This window comes from Clostridium aminobutyricum (genome assembly GCF_017255415.1).
Lineage (GTDB): Bacteria > Bacillota > Clostridia > Peptostreptococcales > Anaerovoracaceae > Aminipila > Aminipila aminobutyrica.
Genome location: NZ_JAFJZZ010000001.1, coordinates 691,960 through 715,529 on the forward strand (window position 1 = coordinate 691,960; position 23,570 = coordinate 715,529).

Annotated in this window: 20 protein-coding genes and 1 other RNA gene; 20 read left to right on the forward strand and 1 reads right to left on the reverse strand. The window is 39.4% G+C overall.

Annotated features, from left to right (window positions below):
- Positions 1-58 precede the first annotated feature (58 nt).
- The 17 genes from cobM (at position 59) to JYB65_RS03460 (ending at position 16,625) form a co-directional block, all read left to right on the forward strand.
- Entirely contained in the window at positions 59-817 is a 759-nt protein-coding gene (gene cobM, locus JYB65_RS03380; RefSeq protein ID WP_206581202.1) for a precorrin-4 C(11)-methyltransferase, read from the forward strand.
- Positions 817-1,572 (forward strand): precorrin-3B C(17)-methyltransferase, encoded by a 756-nt coding sequence (cobJ, locus tag JYB65_RS03385; RefSeq protein ID WP_206581203.1) that lies wholly within the window; start codon positions 817-819, stop codon positions 1,570-1,572. The genes cobM and cobJ overlap by 1 nt, the downstream gene beginning before the upstream one ends.
- A complete protein-coding gene (gene cbiB, locus JYB65_RS03390; RefSeq protein ID WP_206581204.1) occupies positions 1,565-2,542 on the forward strand; it encodes an adenosylcobinamide-phosphate synthase CbiB in 978 nt (325 codons plus the stop codon). Before cobJ ends, cbiB begins: the two co-directional genes overlap by 8 nt.
- A complete protein-coding gene (gene cobD / locus JYB65_RS03395; RefSeq protein ID WP_206581205.1) occupies positions 2,530-3,615 on the forward strand; it encodes a threonine-phosphate decarboxylase CobD in 1,086 nt (361 codons plus the stop codon). The genes cbiB and cobD overlap by 13 nt, the downstream gene beginning before the upstream one ends.
- A 33-nt stretch (positions 3,616-3,648) precedes the next feature.
- On the forward strand, positions 3,649-5,187 hold the full coding sequence (locus tag JYB65_RS03400; RefSeq protein ID WP_206581206.1) for a cobyric acid synthase: 1,539 nt from the start codon (positions 3,649-3,651) through the stop codon (positions 5,185-5,187).
- Positions 5,188-5,200: 13 nt separating this feature from the next.
- Positions 5,201-5,842 carry a precorrin-8X methylmutase gene (locus tag JYB65_RS03405; RefSeq protein WP_206581207.1) on the forward strand — a complete coding sequence of 214 codons (642 nt, stop codon included), beginning with the start codon at positions 5,201-5,203 and terminating at the stop codon, positions 5,840-5,842.
- Between the two features lie 124 nt (positions 5,843-5,966).
- Positions 5,967-6,911, forward strand: a complete 945-nt coding sequence (locus JYB65_RS03410; RefSeq protein WP_206581208.1) for a catalase — start codon at positions 5,967-5,969, stop codon at positions 6,909-6,911.
- Positions 6,912-6,916: 5 nt separating this feature from the next.
- Positions 6,917-7,105 (forward strand): catalase-related domain-containing protein, encoded by a 189-nt coding sequence (locus JYB65_RS03415; protein WP_206581209.1) that lies wholly within the window; start codon positions 6,917-6,919, stop codon positions 7,103-7,105.
- A 140-nt stretch (positions 7,106-7,245) separates the two neighbouring features.
- A complete protein-coding gene (locus tag JYB65_RS03420) occupies positions 7,246-7,869 on the forward strand; it encodes a DUF47 domain-containing protein (RefSeq protein ID WP_206581210.1) in 624 nt (207 codons plus the stop codon).
- The gene (locus tag JYB65_RS03425; protein WP_206581211.1) at positions 7,862-8,851 is read left to right on the forward strand and encodes an inorganic phosphate transporter; all 990 of its coding nucleotides are present in this window, start codon (positions 7,862-7,864) and stop codon (positions 8,849-8,851) included. Before JYB65_RS03420 ends, JYB65_RS03425 begins: the two co-directional genes overlap by 8 nt.
- A gap of 35 nt (positions 8,852-8,886) precedes the next feature.
- Positions 8,887-9,897 (forward strand): deoxyguanosinetriphosphate triphosphohydrolase, encoded by a 1,011-nt coding sequence (locus JYB65_RS03430; protein WP_206581212.1) that lies wholly within the window; start codon positions 8,887-8,889, stop codon positions 9,895-9,897.
- Between the two features lie 156 nt (positions 9,898-10,053).
- Positions 10,054-11,835 (forward strand): DNA primase, encoded by a 1,782-nt coding sequence (dnaG, locus tag JYB65_RS03435; protein ID WP_206581213.1) that lies wholly within the window; start codon positions 10,054-10,056, stop codon positions 11,833-11,835.
- A complete protein-coding gene (gene rpoD, locus JYB65_RS03440) occupies positions 11,836-12,984 on the forward strand; it encodes an RNA polymerase sigma factor RpoD (protein WP_206581214.1) in 1,149 nt (382 codons plus the stop codon).
- 93 nt (positions 12,985-13,077) lie between these two features.
- On the forward strand, positions 13,078-13,815 hold the full coding sequence (locus JYB65_RS03445) for a tRNA (adenine(22)-N(1))-methyltransferase (protein WP_206581215.1): 738 nt from the start codon (positions 13,078-13,080) through the stop codon (positions 13,813-13,815).
- 1 nt (position 13,816) lies between these two features.
- Positions 13,817-14,608 carry a Nif3-like dinuclear metal center hexameric protein gene (locus JYB65_RS03450; RefSeq protein WP_206581216.1) on the forward strand — a complete coding sequence of 264 codons (792 nt, stop codon included), beginning with the start codon at positions 13,817-13,819 and terminating at the stop codon, positions 14,606-14,608.
- A 101-nt stretch (positions 14,609-14,709) separates the two neighbouring features.
- Positions 14,710-15,054, forward strand: an RNA gene (gene rnpB / locus JYB65_RS03455) — RNase P RNA component class A.
- Positions 15,055-15,209: 155 nt separating this feature from the next.
- Entirely contained in the window at positions 15,210-16,625 is a 1,416-nt protein-coding gene (locus JYB65_RS03460) for an MATE family efflux transporter (RefSeq protein WP_206581217.1), read from the forward strand.
- Between the two features lie 213 nt (positions 16,626-16,838).
- Here JYB65_RS03460 and JYB65_RS03465 read toward each other — a convergent pair whose 3' ends face one another.
- The gene (locus tag JYB65_RS03465) at positions 16,839-17,417 is read right to left on the reverse strand and encodes a hypothetical protein (RefSeq protein ID WP_206581218.1); all 579 of its coding nucleotides are present in this window, start codon (positions 17,415-17,417) and stop codon (positions 16,839-16,841) included.
- A gap of 160 nt (positions 17,418-17,577) precedes the next feature.
- Here JYB65_RS03465 and JYB65_RS03470 point away from each other — a divergent pair, with 160 nt between their 5' ends.
- The 3 genes from JYB65_RS03470 (at position 17,578) to JYB65_RS03480 (ending at position 23,540) form a co-directional block, all read left to right on the forward strand.
- Positions 17,578-21,825, forward strand: a complete 4,248-nt coding sequence (locus tag JYB65_RS03470; RefSeq protein ID WP_206581219.1) for a 2-hydroxyacyl-CoA dehydratase — start codon at positions 17,578-17,580, stop codon at positions 21,823-21,825.
- A gap of 40 nt (positions 21,826-21,865) precedes the next feature.
- A complete protein-coding gene (locus JYB65_RS03475) occupies positions 21,866-22,594 on the forward strand; it encodes a YebC/PmpR family DNA-binding transcriptional regulator (RefSeq protein ID WP_206581220.1) in 729 nt (242 codons plus the stop codon).
- A 478-nt stretch (positions 22,595-23,072) separates the two neighbouring features.
- Positions 23,073-23,540, forward strand: coding sequence for a SoxR reducing system RseC family protein (locus JYB65_RS03480; protein WP_206581221.1), 468 nt, complete (start codon positions 23,073-23,075; stop codon positions 23,538-23,540).
- The last annotated feature ends 30 nt before the right edge of the window (positions 23,541-23,570 follow it).

Consider the following 23,570-nt stretch of genomic DNA (forward strand, 5'->3'; position numbering starts at 1 on the left):
CTGTGGTAACAAATTTTATAATTGAAAGCAATAAAAACAATAATGGGAGAGAAAAAATATGATAAATTTTGTCGGAGCAGGACCGGGAGCAACTGATTTGATTACGGTAAGAGGTCAGAAATTAGTAACAGAGGCAGATGTGGTTATTTACGCAGGTTCTTTAGTCAATCCTGAATTATTAACATTGACAAAAGAAGATTGTGACATATACAACAGTGCCAATATGACGTTGGAAGAAGTCATTGCGGTAATGGAGAAAGCGGAAGCAGAAGAAAAAATGACCGTGCGGTTACATACGGGAGACCCTAGTTTGTATGGAGCAATAAGAGAACAAATAGACCTCTTAGAAGCGAAAGAAATTCCCTTTAAAGTAACACCGGGAGTCAGCTCGTTTTGCGGTGTTGCAGCAGCACTGAATGCAGAGTATACACTTCCCGATGTGTCCCAGACGGTCATCATCACACGAATGGAAGGCCGGACTCCTGTACCGGACAAAGAAGAAATGTCTTTGTTAGCATCGCACCAAGCGACGATGGCCATCTTTTTAAGCACAGGTCTATTGGATTCTCTGAAATCCCGATTGCTTGTCGGCGGCTATTCGGAAGAAACGCCGGCAGCTATCGTCTATAAAGCAACTTGGCCGGAAGAAAAGGTTTTTCGATGTACGGTAGGAACGTTGCCTGAAACGGCAAAAAATAATAACATTACAAAGACTGCTATGATTGTGGTCGGCGGCTTCCTTGGAAATAATTATGAACGGTCGAAATTGTATGATCCGACTTTCACCCATGAATTCAGGGAGGCATCGAAAAAATAATGAAAAAAATATTTGTAGTAGGATTAGGACCGGGCGAATTGAATCAAGCAACCGGACGAGCTCTGGAAGCATTGGAAAACAGTGATATCATCGTAGGATATACGGTGTATATTGATTTGATAAAGGAACACTTCCAGCATAAAAAGCTCCTGTCAACGGCCATGAAAAAAGAAGCTGAACGCTGTATGTTAGCAGTGAAGGAAGCACAAGAAGGGCAAGTTGTATCCATGATCTGCAGCGGAGATGCAGGTGTTTATGGAATGGCAGGACTGATGTTCGAGGTAGCAGAAGCGGAAGGGTTATTGGATGAATTGGACATCGAGATTATCCCGGGTATTACCGCAGCGTGCAGCGGAGCCGCTGTTTTAGGCGCACCTCTTATGCACGACTTTGCCGTCATCAGTTTAAGCGATTTGTTAACCCCTTGGGAGCTTATTGAGAAACGATTGGAAGCAGCAGCATTTGCGGACTTTTCTATTTGTATATACAATCCGTCCAGTATCAAACGGCATGATTATTTGCAAAAGGCGTGTGATATTTTGTTGAAACACCGTTCCCCTGACAATGTAGCAGGTTTCGTTCAGAACATCGGAAGAGAGGGAGAACAAGGCATTGTGATGGATTTACAAACCTTAAGAAATACAAAGGTGGATATGTTTACAACGGTATTTATCGGAACCTCACAGACGAAAAATATCAATGGAAAAATGATCACGCCCAGAGGATATCACTTAAGCGGAGGAAGCAATGAATAATGTTGCCCTTTACCTGCTGCCGCTATTCATCGGATTTCTTCTGGATCTGGCGATCGGTGATCCGCATTGGTTTCCCCATCCGATTCGTCTCATCGGTTGGCTTATTGCACGATGCGAAACGGTTTGCCGGACTGTCTTTCCTAAGACAAAAAAAGGAGAGTATGCCGGAGGAATCTGTTTAACTGTTTTTGTTCTGTGTGTCTGCTTTGCAGTTCCTTCTTTTATTTTGTGGCTTGCTTATCAAATTCATTTTGTACTTGCAATCGTCATTGAAACGATTATGTGCTATCAGATATTGGCGGTGAAAGCACTGGAAACGGAAAGCATGAAAGTGTTCCGTGAGTTAGACAGAGGCGATCTTGAAGCGGCGAAGCAGAAAGTTTCCATGATTGTGGGAAGAGATACGGAGAACCTGACGGAAGAAGGAATCATTAAAGCTGCGGTTGAAACAGTTGCGGAAAACACATCAGATGGTACGGTAGCCCCGATGCTGTTTATGGCGATTGGTGGGGCGCCGCTTGGATTTTTATATAAAGCGGTCAATACCATGGATTCCATGATTGGATATCGAAACGACAGATATCTCTATTTCGGACGATTTGCGGCGAGATTGGACGATGCATTTAATTTTATTCCTGCGAGGCTGGCTGCTGTATTGATGATTGGTGCTGCTTTTCTTCTTCGACTGGATGCTAAAAACGCGGTTCGAATTTTTAGTAGAGATCGATTTAATCACGCCAGCCCGAACAGTGCACAGACGGAATCTGTCTGTGCGGGGGCATTGGATGTGCAATTAGCAGGAGATGCATGCTATTTCGGAAAGCTGTACCCGAAAAAGACGATAGGGGACGATATACGGCCTATCATCAAACAGGATATTATCTTAGCAAATAGGCTCCTTTATGGGACAGCCTGGTTGACTTTATTACTTTGTTTATTAGGAATGGGATTGGTGCGATGGCTGATTTAATACATGGTGGAGATATCTATAGTGCGAAAGAAAAAGGCATTCAGCATATACTGGATTTTTCAGCGAATATTAACCCGATGGGACTGCCGGAACGAGTGAAACAGGCCATTATAGATGGTTTGAATGATTGTGTCAATTACCCGGACCCTCTTTCCCGTGAATTGACAGAAGCGATTGCTGAATTTGAACAAATTCCAAAAGAGTTTATCCTTTGCGGAAACGGCGCGGCGGATATCATATTTCGAATGACCCTTGCATGTAAACCAAAAAAAGCATTGCTGTTAGCGCCTACTTTTGCGGAATATGAAGTTGCTTTAAAAAGCGTTGGCTGTGATGTACAGCATTATTTTCTGGAAGAGACAGAGGGGTTTCTATTAAACGAACGGTTTTTAGAGAGCTTACATGCAGACTTCGATATGATTTTTTTATGTAATCCCAACAATCCTACAGGACAATTGATTGAAAAAAAATTATTGGATGAGATTGCAAAGCAATGTGCAGAAAAGAAAATATGGTTGGTGGTCGATGAGTGCTTCCTAGATTTTGTCTTAGAAGGGGAGCAGTATTCCATGAAACCAGCTATGAAAACGAATGACTATTTGCTGATTCTAAAGGCGTTCACGAAAATTTTTGCGATGCCGGGACTCCGGCTTGGTTACGGAATGACCGGCAATCTGAACCTATTGGATAAACTGACTGATGTGGGACAACCGTGGTCGGTTTCCGTACCAGCACAATTAGCAGGTATTCAGGCATTAAAAGAAAAAGATTATTTAGAAGAATCGTTCAAGATTCTAGCACAGGAAAAAAAATATCTAGTATCAAAACTCAGTAAGTTAAAAATAAAATTCTATCATCCGGCAGCCAATTATATATTTTTAAACTTTAAAATGGCGGAAAAGCCATTCGATCATGCCAGTTTTAAAGAAAGTTTACTAAAACAAGGGATTCTTATACGGGACTGCAGCAATTATATCGGACTGGACGAAGGATTTTACCGAATTGCTGTGAAATCTCATCAAGACAATGAAAGACTGATCCAGGTTTTACATTCCATAAAATTGGGTGTTTAACATGAGAGTCTTTAATACAACGGAGGAATGGTTATGGCAAAAGCTATTATGGTTCAGGGAACCATGTCAAACGCAGGAAAGAGTTTACTTGTTGCAGGATTATGTAGATTGTTCAAGCAAGATGGATATCGCGTTGCGCCTTTTAAATCTCAGAATATGGCATTAAATTCCTTTATTACGAGGGAAGGTTTGGAAATGGGAAGGGCACAGGTCGTGCAAGCAGAGGCTGCCGGAATCGAACCTTCGGTTTTGATGAATCCGATTTTGCTGAAACCTACCAATGACATGGCTTCACAAGTCATTGTAAACGGAGAAGTGTATCGTAATATGAATGCCAAAGAATACTATCAGCATAAAAGAGAAATGGTTCCTGAGATAAAAAAAGCGTATGATACCCTTGCTTCTCAGTACGATATTATCGTTTTGGAAGGCGCGGGAAGCCCGGCAGAGATCAATTTACGAGACAATGATATCGTCAATATGTTCATGGCAAAGCTTGCGCAAGCGCCTGTATTATTAGCCGGAGATATCGACAGAGGCGGCGTGTTCGCTTCCTTAGTAGGGACGATGATGCTGTTTACCGAGGAAGAAAGAGCGATGGTAAAAGGTACCATCATCAATAAGTTCAGAGGGGATAAAACCATTCTTCAGCCCGGGCTGGATCTTTTGGAAGAGATGATACAGGTACCCACAGTAGGCGTGGTGCCTTATCTGCATGTAGATATCGATGATGAAGACAGTTTGACGGACCGATTTAAACGAAAGTCGGAAATCGGTTTGATTGATATCGCTGTCATTCGTTTGCCAAGAATCTCCAATTTTACGGATTTCAACGTTTTTGAATATGCTCAATCTGTTACGCTTCGTTATGTGGACTCTGCATCGGAGCTGGGAAATCCTGATTTAATTATCATACCGGGGACAAAAAATACGATGGAAGACCTTCTGTGGATGAGGCAATGCGGATTAGAAGCAGCTGTTATCAAACATGCTGCCTCCGGGAAACCGTTGTTTGGCATTTGCGGAGGGTTTCAGATGTTAGGTCAGGAACTGTCGGACCCTTATCATGTAGAACATGGCGGCTCGATGAAAGGTCTAGGCTTGCTCCCGGCAAAAACAGTATTTGAAAAAGAAAAAACAAGAACAAGAGTAAAAGGTCATTTTAGTACAAACGGTCAAGGATATTTTGCCGGATTGGATGGGGTGTCTCTGGAAGGCTATGAAATTCACATGGGTCAGACGATTCTTCTGGAAAGTTCGGATTCATCTGAAGTCAATCCGTTGACGGGGTTATCAGAGCTTATCCAAGAAGATGGCGGTGAAGAACCCGCAGGCATGTTTCGGGATAATGTGTACGGTTCTTATGTACATGGTATTTTTGACAGTGAAGATGTGGTTAAAACCATCGTAGCCATTTTACTCCGAAAAAAGGGCCTGGATGAATCGAGTATTGCCGGACTGGATGTGAAAGCTTATAAGGAAAGGCAGTATGACCTTTTAGCAGAAGGACTTCGAAACAGTATGGATATGGAAGCTGTTTACAGAATTTTAAATGACGGCATCAACAAATAGAGAGGAACAATTCATGAAGATAAACTTACAAAATGTATTACCGGAAGATATAGAAAAAAGAAGCTTTGAAATCCTGTCGGATGAATTGGGGGAACGATTTTTTTCTCCTGAACAGGAACCAATTATAAAAAGAGCGATTCATACGTCGGCCGATTTTGATTATGCCGATAATCTAAAATTTTCGGTGGATGCAGTAAAAAAGGCGGCATCAGCCATTCGTAAAGGTGCCTGCATTGTGACGGATACGCAGATGGCAAAGTCCGGAATCAACAAAAAAATGCTCGAAAAGTATGGCGGTGAAGTGTTTTGTTTTATGTCGGATGAAGAAATCGCTCAAAGGGCAAAAGAAAGAGGGACAACCCGAGCAACGGCCTGCATGGATAAGGCGGCGGCGTTGAACAGACCGTTGATTTTTGCGATCGGAAATGCACCGACAGCCTTGGTGCGTCTTTATGAACTGATGAGTGAAGGAGCGCTGCAGCCTGAACTGATCATTGGCGTGCCCGTTGGGTTTGTCAATGTCGTTGAATCAAAAGAACTGATTATGAGTACGGACGTTCCTTACATCGTAGCAGCAGGAAGAAAGGGCGGCAGCAATATAGCGGCGGCTATCTGTAATGCAATTTTATATATGATTCGAGATGAAAAAATTTAACGAGGTAAAACTCGTTGAAATGCACAGAGGCAAGAAAAATTTCTAGAATCGAAATTTTTCTACTTAAGCATTTTAAGGCAAAAATAAATCTGTTGCATATACTATCCTATAATGAGGTGGTAATGTGGCAGATTTTAATTTATTTAATAAAATTGCGAATATGAATAAGGAAATGATTCCTGAGCGATTAATGCATGAACGGGGCGTTGGCGCATACGGCACTTTTTATTTGTATATGCCGTTTTCTGATTATACCAAAGCAGAATTTTTATGCGATAGGGATAATTTCATCGAAGTGTTTGTTCGATTTTCTCGGGCTACGGGAAGAAGAGGTTCGGCAGAAACACTGCGCGATGTAAGGGGAATGGCTGTGAAATTTTTCACAAAACAAGGTGTCTATGACTTAATAGGTCAAAATATGCCGGTTTATTTTATTAAGGATGCAAGTAAATTCCCTGAATTATATAAAGCCTTACGGCCTAATAACGGCACGTCGTTTGATAATGATGCATTTTGGACATTTGTTGCAAACAATCCGGAAAGTCTTCATTTAATCATGTGGCTGTATTCCAATAGAGGAACCATCAACAGCTATCGATTTATGGAGGCCTATAGTGTTAATACTTATCTATGGGAAAATGAACTAAAAGAATCTTATTATGTACGATATAAATGGAATCCTCTTCAAGGGATTCGAGATATTCCTGCAAATGAGGCAGAATTTTTAGCAGGCTATGATCCGGATGCGCTGACAAATGATTTATACTCTGCGATAGAAAACGGAAACTATCCGGAATATGAATTGACCGTTCAGCTTGTACCAAAAGGAAAAGAAGCCGATAATAATGAACTTTTCGATGCGACTTTGGTCTGGCCGGAAAGAGCCTGTCCTCAGATAAAAGTGGGAAAAATTGTATTGAATCGACTTCCTTCTGATTTTCATGACGAGGTGGAGTTGGCTTATTTCAGCCCTTCGAATACAGTGCCGGGTATTTCCCTTCCAGAAGATGATTTGCTAATGACCATGTGTTTTGCCCATGATGATAGCTGGAGAAACCGCAGGAGGTAATGAAAATGGTATATAAACAGGCGAACGAAAAATTTTTATCACTTAGCATCAAAGAAAAAGAGGCCTTTATTCGGAATGTTATCGAGAGCTTGATGTTTGTCAATGAAGATACGCAAAAAAAGGTGGTTGACTGCTTTAAAAAGGTAAATGAAGAATTGGGAGTATCTATTGAAAAGCAGTTATCCTCCTTTTAATTAACATTTTCTTTACAGTTAATTAACATGCATTTAACAGTTAGACCATAAATTAAGTCTATAATGAATAATGTAAAATGAATGTAAACTGTAAAATAGCATAAAATTTAATAAATCAAGGATGTAGAAGAGAGGTAATTATGATAGGTGTAAAGAAAAAAGAGGACATTTTTTACAAACTGTTCAGTGACTATGCGGCAAAGATTGTAAAGGCTGGAGAAGCTTTCCATGATTTAGTTCAAAACTATGAAGATGTGGAGGACAAGGTTTCTAAGATTAAAGTATTCGAAACAGAATGTGACATGGAAGCACATAAGATTTTGAAAGCGCTGAATGGATCTTTTGTTACACCTTTTGATAGAGAGGATATTTATGAAGTTACAAAGCAAATGGATGATATTGTGGATTCCATTGAAGAAGTAGCCAATCGATTTATCGTTTTTGATGTACATGCTCTAAGGCCCGAGGCACTTAAGCTGGCTGATTTAGTAATGCAGAGCATACGTGAAATTGAAATATTGTTTAAGCATTTATCCGAACTGAAGAAAAATCAGGTGGTTCGTGAGCAGATTATTGAAGTAAACAGACTTGAAAATGAAGGAGACTTGATCTATAGAAAAGCGCTGACAAAGCTCTTTAAGGAAGAAAAAGATCCGATCGAACTGATCAAGTGGAAGCACTTGTTTGAACAGCTTGAAGCCAGCCTGGATTCCTGTGAAAATGTTGCAAATATCATGGAAGGCGTGGTTATGAAATATGTCTAGTATTCTAATATGTGTGCTGTTTTTCGCCCTCGTATTTGAATTCATCAACGGGTTTCATGACACGGCAAATGCCATCGCAACTTCCGTATATACGAGAGCCTTATCCGCAAAAAACGCAATTCTTCTTGCAGCCATTATGAATTTTTGCGGAGCTCTTGTGAGTGACAAAGTAGCAAAAACTATTTCAAAGGGACTTGTCAATATCCAGCTGGAGCAATATGTTATATTAGCGGCACTGATCGCTGCAATCATTTGGAATCTAATCACTTGGTGGAAGGGGATTCCAAGCAGCTCCTCCCATGCGTTGATAGGAGGACTGTTAGGGGCTACTATGGTATATTCCGGTTCTACAGAACCGATTGTATGGGACGGCGTGATTCAGAAGGTTATTATTCCGTTATTCACTTCACCACTCATAGGCTTCTTAGTAGGATATTTGTTTATGAGGACGATTTTAACTCTATTTGTCAACTGGTCTCATAACAAGGTGAATAAGTTGTTTTTAAAACTGCAGATTCTTTCGGCAGCTTTGGTGGCCTATTCCCACGGAAATAATGATGCCCAGAAAACAATGGGTATTATGACGTTGGCTTTAATCTCAGGCGGATTGTTAGACAGTTCTGCTGGTGTTCCTGTTTGGATAAAAATTGCCTGTGCTACTACCATGGCAATAGGAACTTCCATCGGCGGGTGGAAAATTATGAAAACAATGGGCGGATCGGTTACCAAGATTCAGCCTTCCAGCGGTTTTGCGGCACAGACTGCAGCAGCTTTGGTTATTGAATTCATGTCTCATTTCGGAGCACCGGTAAGTACGACACAGGTTATTACAACTTCTATCATGGGAGCTGGAAGTGTAAAAAGATTTTCCGCAGTAAAATGGGGTGTTGCTCAAAGTATTGTGGTCGCATGGGTTGTAACCTTACCAATCAGTATGTTTATTGGTGGTCTTGTGTCATTTCTGATAGGAATGTTCATGTAAATGAAGAAAAAGTAGTAGTATTATAGGAAGGATCAATGATAGGAAGAGAAGAATTAGAAAAAAGGGAATATGAGATACTTTCCCCGTTTGCTGCAAAGTCTGCCGAATCGAAAGGGCGGACTTTACCAGAAGAAAAATGTCAGGTTCGAACGGAATTTCAACGGGACCGCGACCGAATTGTTCACTCAAAATCTTTTCGAAGGCTGATGCATAAAACACAAGTTTTTTTAGCTCCTGAAGGAGATCATTTCAGGACAAGATTGACCCATACACTGGAGGTTTCTCAAATTGCCAGAACGATTGCCAGAGGGTTGAGCCTGAATGAAGACTTAACCGAGGCTATTGCGCTTGGACATGATTTGGGACATACTCCTTTCGGACATACAGGAGAAGATATTTTAAATCAAAAATACCCCGGAGGCTTTAAACATAACGTTCAAAGTCTGCGGGTTGTTGAAGTTTTAGACGGAAGTAAAGGCAAATACGGAATGAACCTGACGGCGGAAGTGAAGGATGGGATTCTAAACCATACAGGCCCGGTACTGCCGTATACACTGGAAGGTCAGATTGTAAAAATCAGTGACCGAATCGCGTATATTAATCACGACATTGACGATGCTATCCGAAGCGGCGTCATTGGACTGGAGAATCTTCCTGCGGATTGTATCGAAGTGCTGGGGGATACGCATAGAGGCAGGATTAATACCTTAGTGATGGATATGATCGTAAACAGCGATGGGCAGCAACTCATTAAAATGAGCGATCGATGCAGAGATCATATGGACAAACTGCGAACTTTCATGTTTGAAAACGTTTATCACAATACAAAAGTGAAAAAAATCGAAGACTTACATAAGGTGGAAACGGTAATCAAATACCTATATGATTATTTTTTAGAGCATCCGTACAGTCTTCCTGAAGAATGGCAAAAGATGATCGAGGAATATGGCATTGACGAGGTTGTGAAAGATCATGTGGCCGGCATGACGGATCGATATGCCTTGAATCTATATAATGAAGTAATCACATCCGGCAATTTAAGATAATTTCGACAGGCAAATATTAAATCGACAAAAAATAATAAAATAAAAAAAGGATTTTTTCAAATATGTCGTATATATAACTATAGAGTTGCCCCGTCAAGACTATTGGGGCAGCCTTAAATAAAAATTTGCAATGTTGTTATAATTACGGTGAGAAATTTGAGTGAGTCTTTTCATGATAACGCAGTAGAAGAAATTAAAAGCAGGTGTAACATTGTAGATGTTATTGGACAAGTTGTTTCTTTGAAAAAAATGGGAAACAATTTCAAAGGAGTTTGTCCTTTTCACAATGAAAAAACGCCTTCTTTTGTTGTCTCTGAACCCAAACAGATTTTTACTTGTTTCGGGTGCGGGGCTACCGGCGATGTATTTGAATTTGTGAAGAGATATTATAACCTTGATTTCCCGTCTGCGGTAGAACGTTTAGCAAAAGAGTATCAAGTAGATTATTCCAATCATTTTCATGATGACGGAAAGAAGGAACTTTATTATCAAATCAATCGCGAAGCGGCAACTTTTTTCTATAAAGCGTTTACTCAAACTCAAAATGAGGGTCTGAGTTATATGCGAAACAGAGGTATGGAACCGGAAACTTTAAAACGATTTGGGATAGGGTATGCGGATGAACAATGGGACAGTCTATATAAACATTTTATGTCGAAAAATGTCGATGTGAAAATTCTCATAGAATTGGGATTGATTTCGGAATCCAAGGGAAAATACTATGACAAATTCAGAAACCGTGTCATGTTTCCGATTATCAATACCAGAGGCAAAGTGATTGGCTTTGGTGGAAGAATCCTCGGAGAAGGAAGTCCGAAATATTTAAATTCGCAGGAATCTGCTGTTTTCATGAAAAAAAATAACTTATACGGTCTGAATATCAGCCGGCAGGAGATCAGCAAAGAAAATTATACGATTTTAGTAGAAGGATATATGGACGTGATTTCCCTCTATCAGAGCGGTATCCGAAATGTTGCGGCTTCCTTAGGAACGGCATTGACAGAAAATCAAGCGAAGATGCTGAGACGTTATTCCAAAAATGTTGTTCTCTCTTATGATGCGGATAATGCGGGAAGAGCAGCAGCGTTAAGGGGAATTGAAGTTCTCCGCAAAGAAGGGTGCAAAGCCAAAGTATTACATATTTCGGATGGAAAGGATCCGGATGAATTTGTAAGAAAAAAAGGAAAAGATGCATTTAAGAGTTTAATCCAGCAGTCTTTGGGGTATGTTGATTATAAGATTGAGAACTTGAAGAACCGGTACAATTTGGACTCTTATGAAGAAAGTATTGAGTTTTTGAAAGAAACAGCTGTTGTTTTAAGGGAATTAGGTCCTGTAGAGGCAGATGTTTATATAAAAAAGCTGGCAAATGAAATTAAAATTTCAGAAAATGCAATAAGACTAGAAATTAATGGCAATAATACACAGGTAGAGCCTATCACTACACCACCTCTATCAAAATATGGTGAAAGTGATAGAAAAGCTCAGCAAGATTTTTCCATGAGCATCTCTTTAATTGAGAAAAATCTTATTAAGCTTATGATTCTGGATTATAAGTATTATGAGATCATATCCAATTATGAGAGAGTTTTTAAGACAGATTATGCAAAAAATATTTGGAAAGCGATTACTGAGTTATATGAAGAGAATGAGGTTGATGAAAAAGAAATTGATTTGAAAAAACTACAGGATGGACTTGAAATAGCGGAAGTTAGTATATTAACAGATATTATTGATAATGTTCAACTGGCCGATAAAGAAGAACAAGTCCTGATGGAATGTATAAATAAATTTGAATGGGAAGAATTGACTGAAAAAGAAAATTCATTATTAACTAGGCTTTCTATGGCCGATGAAGAAGAAAATCAAGAGACGATAAAAGTATTAACAGAAGAACTCATGGAATTGCAGAGAAAGAAACTTGGAGGGGATAAATAAATGGGCTTTGAAGAAGGAAACGTTGAGGAAAAAAAGCTTGACTATGTACACGACTTAGCAGAAAAGGCTAAGTCCAAGGGAAGTATATCCTTTAGAGAGGTAGCAGACTACCTGGAAGGAATAGAATTAAATAAGGATCAAATGGATGAAATCTATGATTCTCTCACCGCAATGGGCGTTGAAATCGTTTCCGAGGTGGATCCGGAAGAATTTGAATTGCTGTCTATAGATGATGATGACCAAGAAGATGTGGAAGATTTATTGTCTGTTGCAGATGATGCCGGTGAAATTGATTTAGAAGCCACATTACCAAAAGGAATTGCAGTGGACGATCCGGTTCGAATGTATCTGAAAGAAATCGGTAAAGTACCTCTTCTTTCAGCGGACGAAGAAATTGAACTGGCGAAAAGAATGGAACAGGGAGATATAGAAGCAAAGAAAAGACTTTGTGAAGCGAATCTTCGATTGGTAGTAAGTATTGCAAAGAGATATGTTGGACGAGGTATGCTGTTCCTTGACTTAATTCAAGAAGGAAATTTAGGTCTGATTAAAGCAGTGGACAAGTTTGACTGGAGAAAAGGCTATAAATTCAGTACGTATGCAACATGGTGGATTCGTCAGGCGATTACCCGATCCATTGCCGATCAAGCTCGAACGATTCGAATTCCGGTGCATATGGTTGAAACCATCAATAAATTGATTCGTATTTCCAGACAATTGCTTCAGGAATACGGACGAGAGCCTAGCCCGGAGGAAATTGCCAGGGAAATGGATATTTCCGAGGAAAAGGTGAGGGAAATATTAAAAATTGCACAGGAACCTGTTTCTCTTGAAACCCCTATCGGAGAAGAAGAAGACAGTCATTTAGGCGACTTTATTCCGGATGAAGATGTTCCGGCTCCCGCAGAGGCAGCAGCATTTTCCATGCTGAAAGAACAGCTGGTAGAAGTACTTGATACACTGACTGAAAGAGAACAGAAAGTATTGAAGCTTCGTTTTGGACTGGAAGATGGACGAGCTCGTACGCTGGAAGAAGTAGGCAAACGATTTGACGTAACCAGAGAAAGAATCCGGCAAATCGAAGCGAAGGCTTTGCGAAAGTTAAGACATCCTTCCAGAAGCAAGAAATTGAAGGATTATTTAGAATAAGATGTTCATCATAGCATGGACAGATTGTGATTTTCTAGCCTAAATTCTGTCGACGGCATTAAAATGCCGGACAGAATGTTAAGAGGGAATAAGATGATTAAACTATCTGATAGATTACAAGTGATTGCCAATCTTATAGATAAAGGACAAACCATGGCCGATATAGGTACCGACCATGGTTTTTTGCCACTTTATCTGTTTGAAAGGGATATATCGCCGAAGGTCATTCTTGCAGATATCAGCAAGGGATCCCTTCAAAAAGCGATCGATAATGTAGAAGACAAAGCTTGCGAAGAGGAGAATACGGATTCCGCTTTTCAATTCAGGCTCGGCAATGGAATAGAAGTTCTGGAGGACGGTGAGGTAGATATCGTCGTCATAGCGGGTATGGGCGGCGCATTGATGACACAAATATTAGGAACCAATTTAGAAAAATCAAAAAGTTTCAAAAAAATTATATTGCAGCCACGAAATGCGCCGGGTAAATTAAGATTTTGGCTTCAACATAACGGATTTGAAATTGTATCAGAAAATCTAGTGCGAGAAGGAAAGTTTATTTGCGAGATTTTAGAAATACAACCTTCAGGCAACGAACCGGGGCAAGATCAAGTTCAAAATGGACAGGAAGACGACATAAAATATGAGGTTCCGGTGTCATTACTTATAAGAAATGGTGATTTGGCGATCGAATTTGTACAGAGAAAATTAAATACTGAAATAAATATTCTCGAAAATATGGGGAAAGCGGTTGAAATAGATCAGGAAAAAGTAGAAAAGACAAAGCAGCGAATCGACTATTTACAGAAACTATTGAATAATGAGGTAAGATAGAATGAGTATATCAAAAATTCAACTTTTAGAAGCTATCGAAAAAATTGCACCAATCCATTTAGCTGAATCCTGGGATAACTGCGGAATACAAATTGATTTAGGGAAAATTAAAATTGAAAAGATTCTTATAACTCTTGAAATTACTACCGATGTCATACGTGAAGCAAAAGAAGTCGGGGCAGATTTTATATTAACGCATCATCCGTTAATTTTCGCTCCCCTCAAGAGTATTAACCATAATAATATTACAGGAAAGTTTATTGTTTCTTTAATACAAAGTGGAATTTCTGTTATTTCTGCACATACGAACTTTGACAAAGCGGACGATGGAAATAATGATTATTTAGCTTCTTTAATGAACTTAGAAAATATCAAGTGCTTTGATGAAGGCGAAGATAAATACATCGGTGTCTATGGAGATTTGAAAAAAGAATGTACGTTATTGGACGTATGCAAGATATTAGAAAAGGGTTTGCTTCTCTCTTCCAATGAGATTCGAGCAGTCGGTCCAATGGACAAGAAATTAAGTACAATAGGTGTATGCACAGGGGCAGGAGCGGATATGCTGGAGATCGCTATTCTCAAAAACTGTGATCTGCTCATAACCGGAGATGTCAAATATCATGATGCAATGAAGGCAAAAGAACTTGGTATTTGTGTGATTGATGCAGGACATTATGGTACGGAAAAGATTTTTGTGGAAAATATGTCGGAGCAGTTAAGAAAGATATTTCATGAAGAAGTAGAAATTATTGAATCCAAAGTTAATGTAAATCCTTTTGATTTTTTGTAGATTTTATGGTATAATAAATATCCCATTGAGAAAGACAACTGTTTTATACAAGTGCGATAAGCTTGTATTGATTACAGTTTTGTGATATGATAATGTAGTTTTGGGTAAGCCAGGCAGTTGCGTGCATTTGCATGAGGAAAGTCCGGGCTCCATAGGGTGAGAGTGCCAGATAACGTCTGGCGTAGGTAACTATAGGGAAAGTGCAACAGAAACATTCCGCCGAAACAGGTAATGCTGTGGTAAGGTTGAAATGGTGAGGTAAGAGCTCACCGGCGTTATGGAGACATAACGGCCGTGTAAACCCCACTCGGAGCAAGACCAAATAGGGCACAAAAAGCGGCGGCCCGTCGCTGCCCGGTAGGTAGGTCGCATGAGCGTATCAGCAATGATGCGCCTAGATAGATGATTGCCAAATACAGAACCCGGCTTATAGACTTGCCCAAAACATGTATTTAATAATTAACTTTTTATAAATAGCATTGCTTTAATCAAGCATTGCTATTTATTTTAAGTTCTGAGTTGTTGACATAATATTTCGAAATGATATATTATGTAAGTTTAAATTTAAGTAAGTAATGGATAAAATAGGGGATTGGTATTTATGACACAAGAAACAAAAGACCGGATAGAAGGTATTGAAAAACAGAACGAAACAGAAAGGAAAGAACACAATATAAAGGAAAATAAAATGGCATCTATGCCTGTTGGAAAATTGATGTTAGGTATGGCTTGGCCGGCAATGCTTTCGATGTTTATACAGGCACTTTATAATATAGTAGACAGTATTTACGTGGCAAAGGTAAGCGAAGCTTCTTTGACGGCCGTTTCTTTGGCTTTCCCGATTCAGATGCTGATGATATCGGTTGCGGTAGGAACCGGAGTGGGTGTCAATTCGTTGATTGCCAGAAGGCTTGGGGCAAGAAGATTTGAAGAAGCGAATATGGCCGCCAGCCATGGATTCCGAATAGCCTTTATAAATTGGGCTGTTTTCGCTTTATTTGGATTTTTCTTTTCAAAAATGTATATGGCCGCTTACACGGATTCGCCATACATTCTGGAACAAGGAACTGCTTATTTGGTGATTGTTACGGTTTGCTCCTTATTTGTCTTTGTCCAAGTGAATACGGAAAAAGTATTACAGGCAACCGGAAATATGCTGTTGCCGATGGCTTGCAGTTTAACCGGAGCCATCATTAATATCATCTTAGGATATATTCTTATTTTCGGGCATTTTGGTTTCCCGGAAATGGGCGTGGTCGGGTCGGCCGTGGCAACCGTAGTCGGACAATTTATATCCATGTGCATGGGATTGGTGTTATTGCTGGGTAAAAAGCACGAAGTAACCGTCAAAATAAGAGGATTTAAATTCAGTGGGCAAATTACAAAAGACATCTATTCCGTGGGCTTTCCTTCTGTTGTCATGCAGGCAATCGTGTCGGTCATGTTGTTCTTTGTAAACGGCATCCTGGCTTTTTCAGAAACGGCAGTAGCTGTTTTAGGCATCTACTTTAAATTAAATTCGTTTATATTTTTGCCGATATTCGGATTGAACCAAGGGGCTATGCCGATCATCGGATATAATTACGGAGCGAAAAATAGAGATCGTTTAATGAAGACGTATAAACTGGGGTTTAAGATTTCACTTGTTATCATGTGCATCGGCACTTTACTCTTTCTGCTACTTCCGGCGCAGCTTTTATTACTATTCGATGCATCAGAAAATATGATAATAATAGGAACGCCTGCGCTGAGAATCATAAGCTTATGTTTCTTACCTGCAGCTTTTGGCATCATGACCTCGACTTTATTTCAAGCGACGGGTCATGGTATGCTCAGCCTTTGGATGTCACTCATCAGACAGCTTGTCGGCATTGTACCGCTGGCATTTTTGCTGACCAGTATAGGCGGCTTGGCTTTGGTATGGTGGGCGTGGCCGTTAGCTGAAATATTGGGCACCATATATTGCATCATCTTCTTAAATCGCTTATACAAAAAAGAAATTTCGACATTATCTTGATAATATAAAATAAAAAAATCATCTTCGATGAGCTTTTGGCTCGCATTCTTTCGCATTTCATCTGAAATTTTTTTGATATTCCGTCCATATCACAAGCGATATTTCCTACATAATAAAAAAAACCTGAATCTTTTCCTCCGAATAGGGTATAAAGAATTCAGGTGATTATTTATTTGATGAGAGCTTTTAAAAAAGAGCGGGATATAAAAAATTTTATTCGCAGATCACCTTGATCGTTGTTTCCATAAATTCGCGGTCATTGGAATCCATTTTTACCAGATCATAAATAAGCGGATCACGAATGAGATGCTTCCAAACGGTATAAGTTGCTTTGATGAAATGATCATTTAACTTGAAGTGCCGATCAATCAATGCACAGGAATATGGAAGCTCAGAAGTACATAAAATCAATTGTAGTTTTCCTTCAGGAGAAAAATGAGGAGCCAACGGAAAGAAGCGGCATTGCAAAGGCCGTTGCGCTCTTGGACAAATTGGCGGCGTTTTGCATCTTATGAAATAAATCTTTCCGAACCAAGATTCTGGGAAATCATAATCTTCTGCATATTCAGCGCTCCATTTCAACCATTTCTCCTTCATAGTAAACAGCTTTTCTTCTCCGGGGAGCAAATAAATTCCCAAATCGTAGTCAAGACCTTCTTCGCTTTGACTATCACCGCCGCAGGTACAACAGGCAGCACCGCAAAGTTTGCCGCAATCACTGTCAAGAGGTGACACCCTATCTAACAACCGGTAAATAGCCTTATACGTTTTTTTCTTTATCATACTTTTCATGAAAAGATTATACCATAGAAGATAAAGGGTTTGACAGTAAAAACTTACAGACAGAAAATTTGAAATTGTTTAATGAAAATGTATAAATTTGTGGTATAATGTAAATCAAACACAAACAAATATGTATAACGATAATCGATTTCTTAGAGGGGTAATGACTATGAAATTAGGCATTGATGTAGGATCAACTACCGTTAAAGTAGTGTTAATGGATGAAAACAGCAATATTCTATTTAAAAGATATGAAAGACATATGTCCAATGTATTTTCGAAAGTGGCCAGCTTAATGCAGGAGCTTCATGACAGATACGGAAATAAGCCGATACATATGACTATAACAGGTTCTGGCGGACTGTCTTTATCCAAGCTTTTGAATATTCCTTTTGAGCAGGAAGTGGTTGCGTGCAGTAAAGCTGTAGAGCATCTTATTCCGCAGACGGAGGTAGCCATTGAGCTTGGAGGAGAAGACGCTAAAATAACGTTCTATGGAGTAACTGTAGAGCAGCGAATGAACGGTACTTGTGCCGGAGGCACGGGTGCTTTTATTGACCAAATGGCCGTATTGTTAAATACGGATGCAGAAGGGTTAAATGAGGCGGCGAAAGATCATAAACTGATTTATCCGATTGCAGCAAGATGTGGCGTTTTTGCAAAAACAGATATACAACCATTGATTAATGAAGGGGCTAGTATTGCCGATCTTTCTGCATCTATTTTCCAAGCAGTGGTGAATCAAACCATCAGTGGCCTTGCTTGCGGTAGAACTATAAAAGGTAATGTGGCTTTTTTAGGCGGCCCATTATCGTTTTTATCTGAATTAAGAGCACGTTTCGTTGAAACGCTGCATTTAAATCCTGAAAATATTATATTCCCGGAAGACTCTCAATATTTTGTAGCAATAGGTGCATCTTTAATAGCTGAAAAATATCCGGTAAGAAGAATTGGCTCCATTGTTAACATCTTAAATAATGCAGATTCTTCTATTTTATCAGAAACCAAGCATATCGATCCATTGTTTAAAGATTATAATGAATATCAGGAATTTACGCTCCGGCATGATAACAATAAAATAAGCCGAAAAGATATTAAAAAAGTGAAGGGTAATGTATTTCTTGGCATTGATGCAGGTTCAACGACGACAAAAGCTGCATTAATTGACAATGACAATCATTTATTATACTCGTTTTATAGAAGCAACGAAGGGAAACCTTTGGAAGTTACGATGTCTATGCTAAAAGAACTATACAGTCTGCTTCCTGAAACCGTTGCGATATCAAATACAACCGTTACCGGTTATGGGGAAGGGCTGATTCGTACTGCCTTTAATGTAGATTTAGGTGAGATCGAGACAATGGCTCACTATAAAGCTGCGGAAGCCTTTTTACCAGGCGTAGAATTTATCTTGGATATCGGCGGACAGGACATGAAGTGCATGAAAATCCGAGACGGTGCCATTTATAATATTATGCTGAATGAAGCATGTTCTTCCGGCTGCGGTTCTTTTATTGAGACCTATGCCAAATCTGTCAATCTGGATATCAGACGTTTTGCTAAAGAAGCTTTATTTGCTAAGCGACCGGTGGATTTGGGCACCCGATGCACGGTTTTTATGAATTCAAAAGTAAAACAGTCCCAGAAGGAAGGCGCAACCATCGGAGATATCTCTGCGGGGCTATCTTATTCCGTTATAAAAAACGCTTTATATAAAGTGATCAAGCTGAGAAATACGGATGAGACCGGTGAAAAGATCGTTGTACAGGGAGGAACCTTCCTGAATGATGCCGTACTTCGGAGTCTTGAAAATATTATCGGCAAAGAAGTGGTAAGACCGGATATCTCAGGTCTAATGGGGGCCTATGGAGCGGCTTTGATCGCCAAGGAACACTATGTAGAGGGGACCGAATCTTCTATTATTAAGTTGGAAGATATGGAACTCTTTACCGTGCAAAATATGCATGCACGATGCAAGCATTGTGAGAATCAGTGTCTGCTGACTATCAACAAATTCGGCAACGGGGAAAAGTTTATTACAGGCAATCGTTGTGAGAAAGGGGTCGGCAGGGAATCAAGAGAAAACCAGCTTCCTAATTTATATGAATATAAATATAAACGAATATTCAATTATGAACCGACGGCAGAACTTTACGCAAAACGCGGTGTGATAGGGATTCCGAGAGTATTGAATATGTATGAAAATTATCCATTCTGGTTTACCTTCTTTACAAAATTGGGATTCCGTGTGGTTTTATCACCTGCGTCCTCTAAAAAAATTTATGAGAAGGGAATGGATACCATTTCTTCCGACACAGCATGCTACCCGGCAAAATTGGTTCATGGTCACGTGAAATGGTTGGTGGAGCAAGATATTAAATGGATTTTTTATCCTTGTATCAATTATGAAATGATCGAAGATCAATCGGCTCCGAATCATTATAATTGTCCGATTGTTGCGACTTATCCTGAGGTGATTGCCAATAATATGGATGATCTTTTTGCAGAAAATGATGTGACTTTTTCTCACCCGTTTTTACCGTATGACAATGACGTTGATCTCGCAAGAGAATTGCATACGATGCTGAAAAGACTTGGAATTACTGCTGCAGAAGTAGCAAAAGCAGTGAAGGAAGCAAGGAAAGAAAATAAAAAATTCCATGATGATATCAAGAAACAGGGAGCCAATGCCCTTCGTTATGCTAAAAACAATAAGAAGAAGTGCATTGTATTGGCAGGCAGGCCTTATCACTTAGATCCTGAAATTAATCATGGCATGGATAAACTAATCGAAACTTTTGATATGGTTGTTTTGACGGAGGATTCCGTAGCTCATATGTCCAAAATGAAGAGACCTCTTCGGGTACTTGATCAATGGACCTATCATTCCAGATTGTATAAAGCGGCAATCGTTGCCAGCAAAAATGAAGATATCGAACTGATTCAATTAAATTCTTTTGGCTGCGGTTTGGATGCGGTTACAACCGATCAGGTCGAAGAGATTATGAAGAAAACCAACAATATGTATACGGTATTGAAAATCGATGAAGGAACCAATCTGGGTGCGGCGAAGATTAGAATACGGTCTTTGAAGGCAGCAATTGATGAGAGGGAAAAGAACAATATCAAACCTATTGACAAAGATCTTCAGTTCGCACGAAAAGTATTTACAGAGGAGATGCGTAAACGATACACTATTCTTATACCTCAAATGTCTCCGATTCATTTTCAATTTCTTGCACCAGCACTCCGAAAATGCGGATATAATGTAGAATTACTTCCTTCTGTTGATAAAAACGCAGTGGAAGAAGGCTTACGATACATAAACAACGATGCTTGTTATCCTACTATCGTTTCTTTAGGTCAAATTATATCCGAATTGAAATCCGGTAAGCATGATTTAAACAGGACTGCCGTATTTATGTCTCAAACAGGCGGAGGATGCCGGGCAAGTAACTATGTTGCCTTACTTCGTAAAGCATTAATTGATTTAAATCTGGAAAAGATTCCGGTTATTTCATTTAATATGGTTGGCCTTGAACAAAACACAGGCTTTAAATTAACCTGGCCGATGATCAAAAGAATATTGATCAGTGCGGTATATGGAGATACCTTAATGCGTGTGCTTTATGCCACAAGACCATATGAAGCGGTACCGGGTTCAGCCAATAAGCTGTATGACAAATGGATACGAATTTTGACTCAAAATGTTCAAAGCGGAAGTATTGTAAATTTTAAACGTCTGGTTAAAAAACTGGTTCAGGAATTTGATGAACTGCCATTACTGGATATTAAAAAGCCAAAAGTAGGTGTGGTAGGGGAAATATTGGTCAAATATCACCCTACAGCCAATAATGATATTGTAAGTATCATTGAAAATGAAGGCGGAGAAGCAGTCGTTCTGGATTTAATAGACTTTTTCCTTTACGGTATGCATAGCAAGGAATTTAATTATCATCACTTATCCGGTAAATATGGTACCATGATTGCCAATAAGATGGCCATTCGTTTCATTGAATGGTTTAGAGAACCGGCTCGATATGCATTAGAGGAGAGTGAACGATTCCACGCTCCGCATCATATTGAAGATACTGCTGAAAAAGCGAGCCAACTGCTTTCTTTGGGTAATCAATGTGGTGAAGGCTGGCTTCTGACAGGTGAAATGATGGAACTGATCGACAGCGGCGTAAGCAATATTATCTGTATGCAGCCATTTGGATGCTTACCAAACCATGTGACCGGAAAAGGAATGTTAAAGGCATTAAGGAAGTACAATAGTTTTGCGAATATTACCGCGGTGGACTATGACCCCGGTGCCAGCGATGTAAACCAACTGAATAGAATCAAACTCATGATGGCAACAGCGTATAAAAATATGGAAAAGCTAGATTGTATTTCGGAAGAAGATGTAGTATAATACATGAGTTGAAATTTTTTAGAAGTTAGGAGGTGTCTCCATGGGAAGACACGGTACAATCGCAGGACGTAAAGCCTCACAAGATTCAAAAAGAGCTGCAGTATTCACGAAGTATGCAAAAGCTATTACAGTGGCAGCAAAAAACGGTGGAGATCCGGAGTACAATGCAACTCTGAAGGTTGCAATCGAAAAAGCTAAGGGCATTAACATGCCTAACGATAATATTAATAGAGCGATTAAGAAGGGAACCGGCGAATTAGCAGGGGAAACTTATGAAGAGCTAAATTTTGAAGGATACGGCGTTGCTGGTGTTGCTGTTATCGTGGAAGCATTAACCGATAACAAGAACAGAACAACCGCAGCGGTTCGGTCTACTTTCGATAAGTATGGCGGAAATCTTGGCGCGCCGGGCTGTGTATCTTACATGTTCGCTAGAAAAGGTGTCATCATTATAGAGAAAATAGACTCTATCGATGAAGATGCTCTTATGGAAGCAGCTCTTGAAGCAGGAGCAGAAGATATGATTACGCATGAAGATGCTTTTGAAGTGCGTACCGAACCGGGAGTGTATACCGATGTTCATACCGCTCTTTCTGATGCAGGCTATGAATTGATCGAATCCGACATCGAGTATGTACCTTCCATGGAAAGTGCACCGACCGATGAACACGATATCAAAAAGCTCAAGAAGATGCTTGACATCCTTGAAGAAAACGATGATGTTCAGAAAGTGCATCACAACTGTTCTTTAGATTTAGACGAAGAATAATTGTGAAATTATAATTATAAAACCATTTCAGCCACCTAAATTTAGGTGGCTGTTTTATTTTTTGAAGTAAATCGATTTCGATATGTAATTTTTTAATTATCACACTATTTTTAAAATTTCATTGCTTTTTTAAAAAGCAGTATTTGATTGTTAAATTTATGTTAATTTTTTGTACACTGTATGCAATAGGGTTGCAAAAATAAAATGAAAGCAGTAAAATGATAGGGTTTGAATGATATATTGTTAACGAAATGAACAGAAGTTTAGCAAAATATCGATTTAAACTGAGGGGATTTAACCCGAATAATATCGAATTCAAATTGTAAGGAGTGCCAAAAATCAAGCCTAGAACGTCCGAGCAGAAAAATTAGGCAGGCTAACGTTGTTGAACAAGGAGGAGCAATTATGAAAAATATGAATGTATACCAGTCTGATGGATGATAAACAATTAACTAACAATATATGGAGAAATCGATACATGAAATATAAATTTATAGATGCGAATACTTGTAAAGGGGGATGTAAAGTGTCAAAAGAAGAAGACGGAATTATCATTGAAACCTGTAAGGAAAATATGGCGAAAGTCAAACTGGGCAGACACAATGACTGTAAAAATTGCGGTGCATGCCCAGGTGATAATACATTGATAATAGAAGCTCAAAACTTAATAGGTGCGAAATCAGGACAGAGAGTGATCTTAGAAGTAAAGGAAACAAACATGTTGGTCGCTGCTTTTGTGGTTTATATAGTGCCTCTTTTGGCTATTTTAGCAGGTGTTATGATTGGACATGAAATAGCTGTAAAACTGGGGTATTCGATACAGAGTTTTGAAATCGGAGGAGGCATTTTTGCTTTTTTATTATCTGTATTGAATATAAAAGTTTTTGATAAATTCGCTCATAATAGTAAAAAAATGCAGCCTACTATTACTCGAATCTCATCTTAGAATAGAGTATTTTTAGAAATTTATTTGACT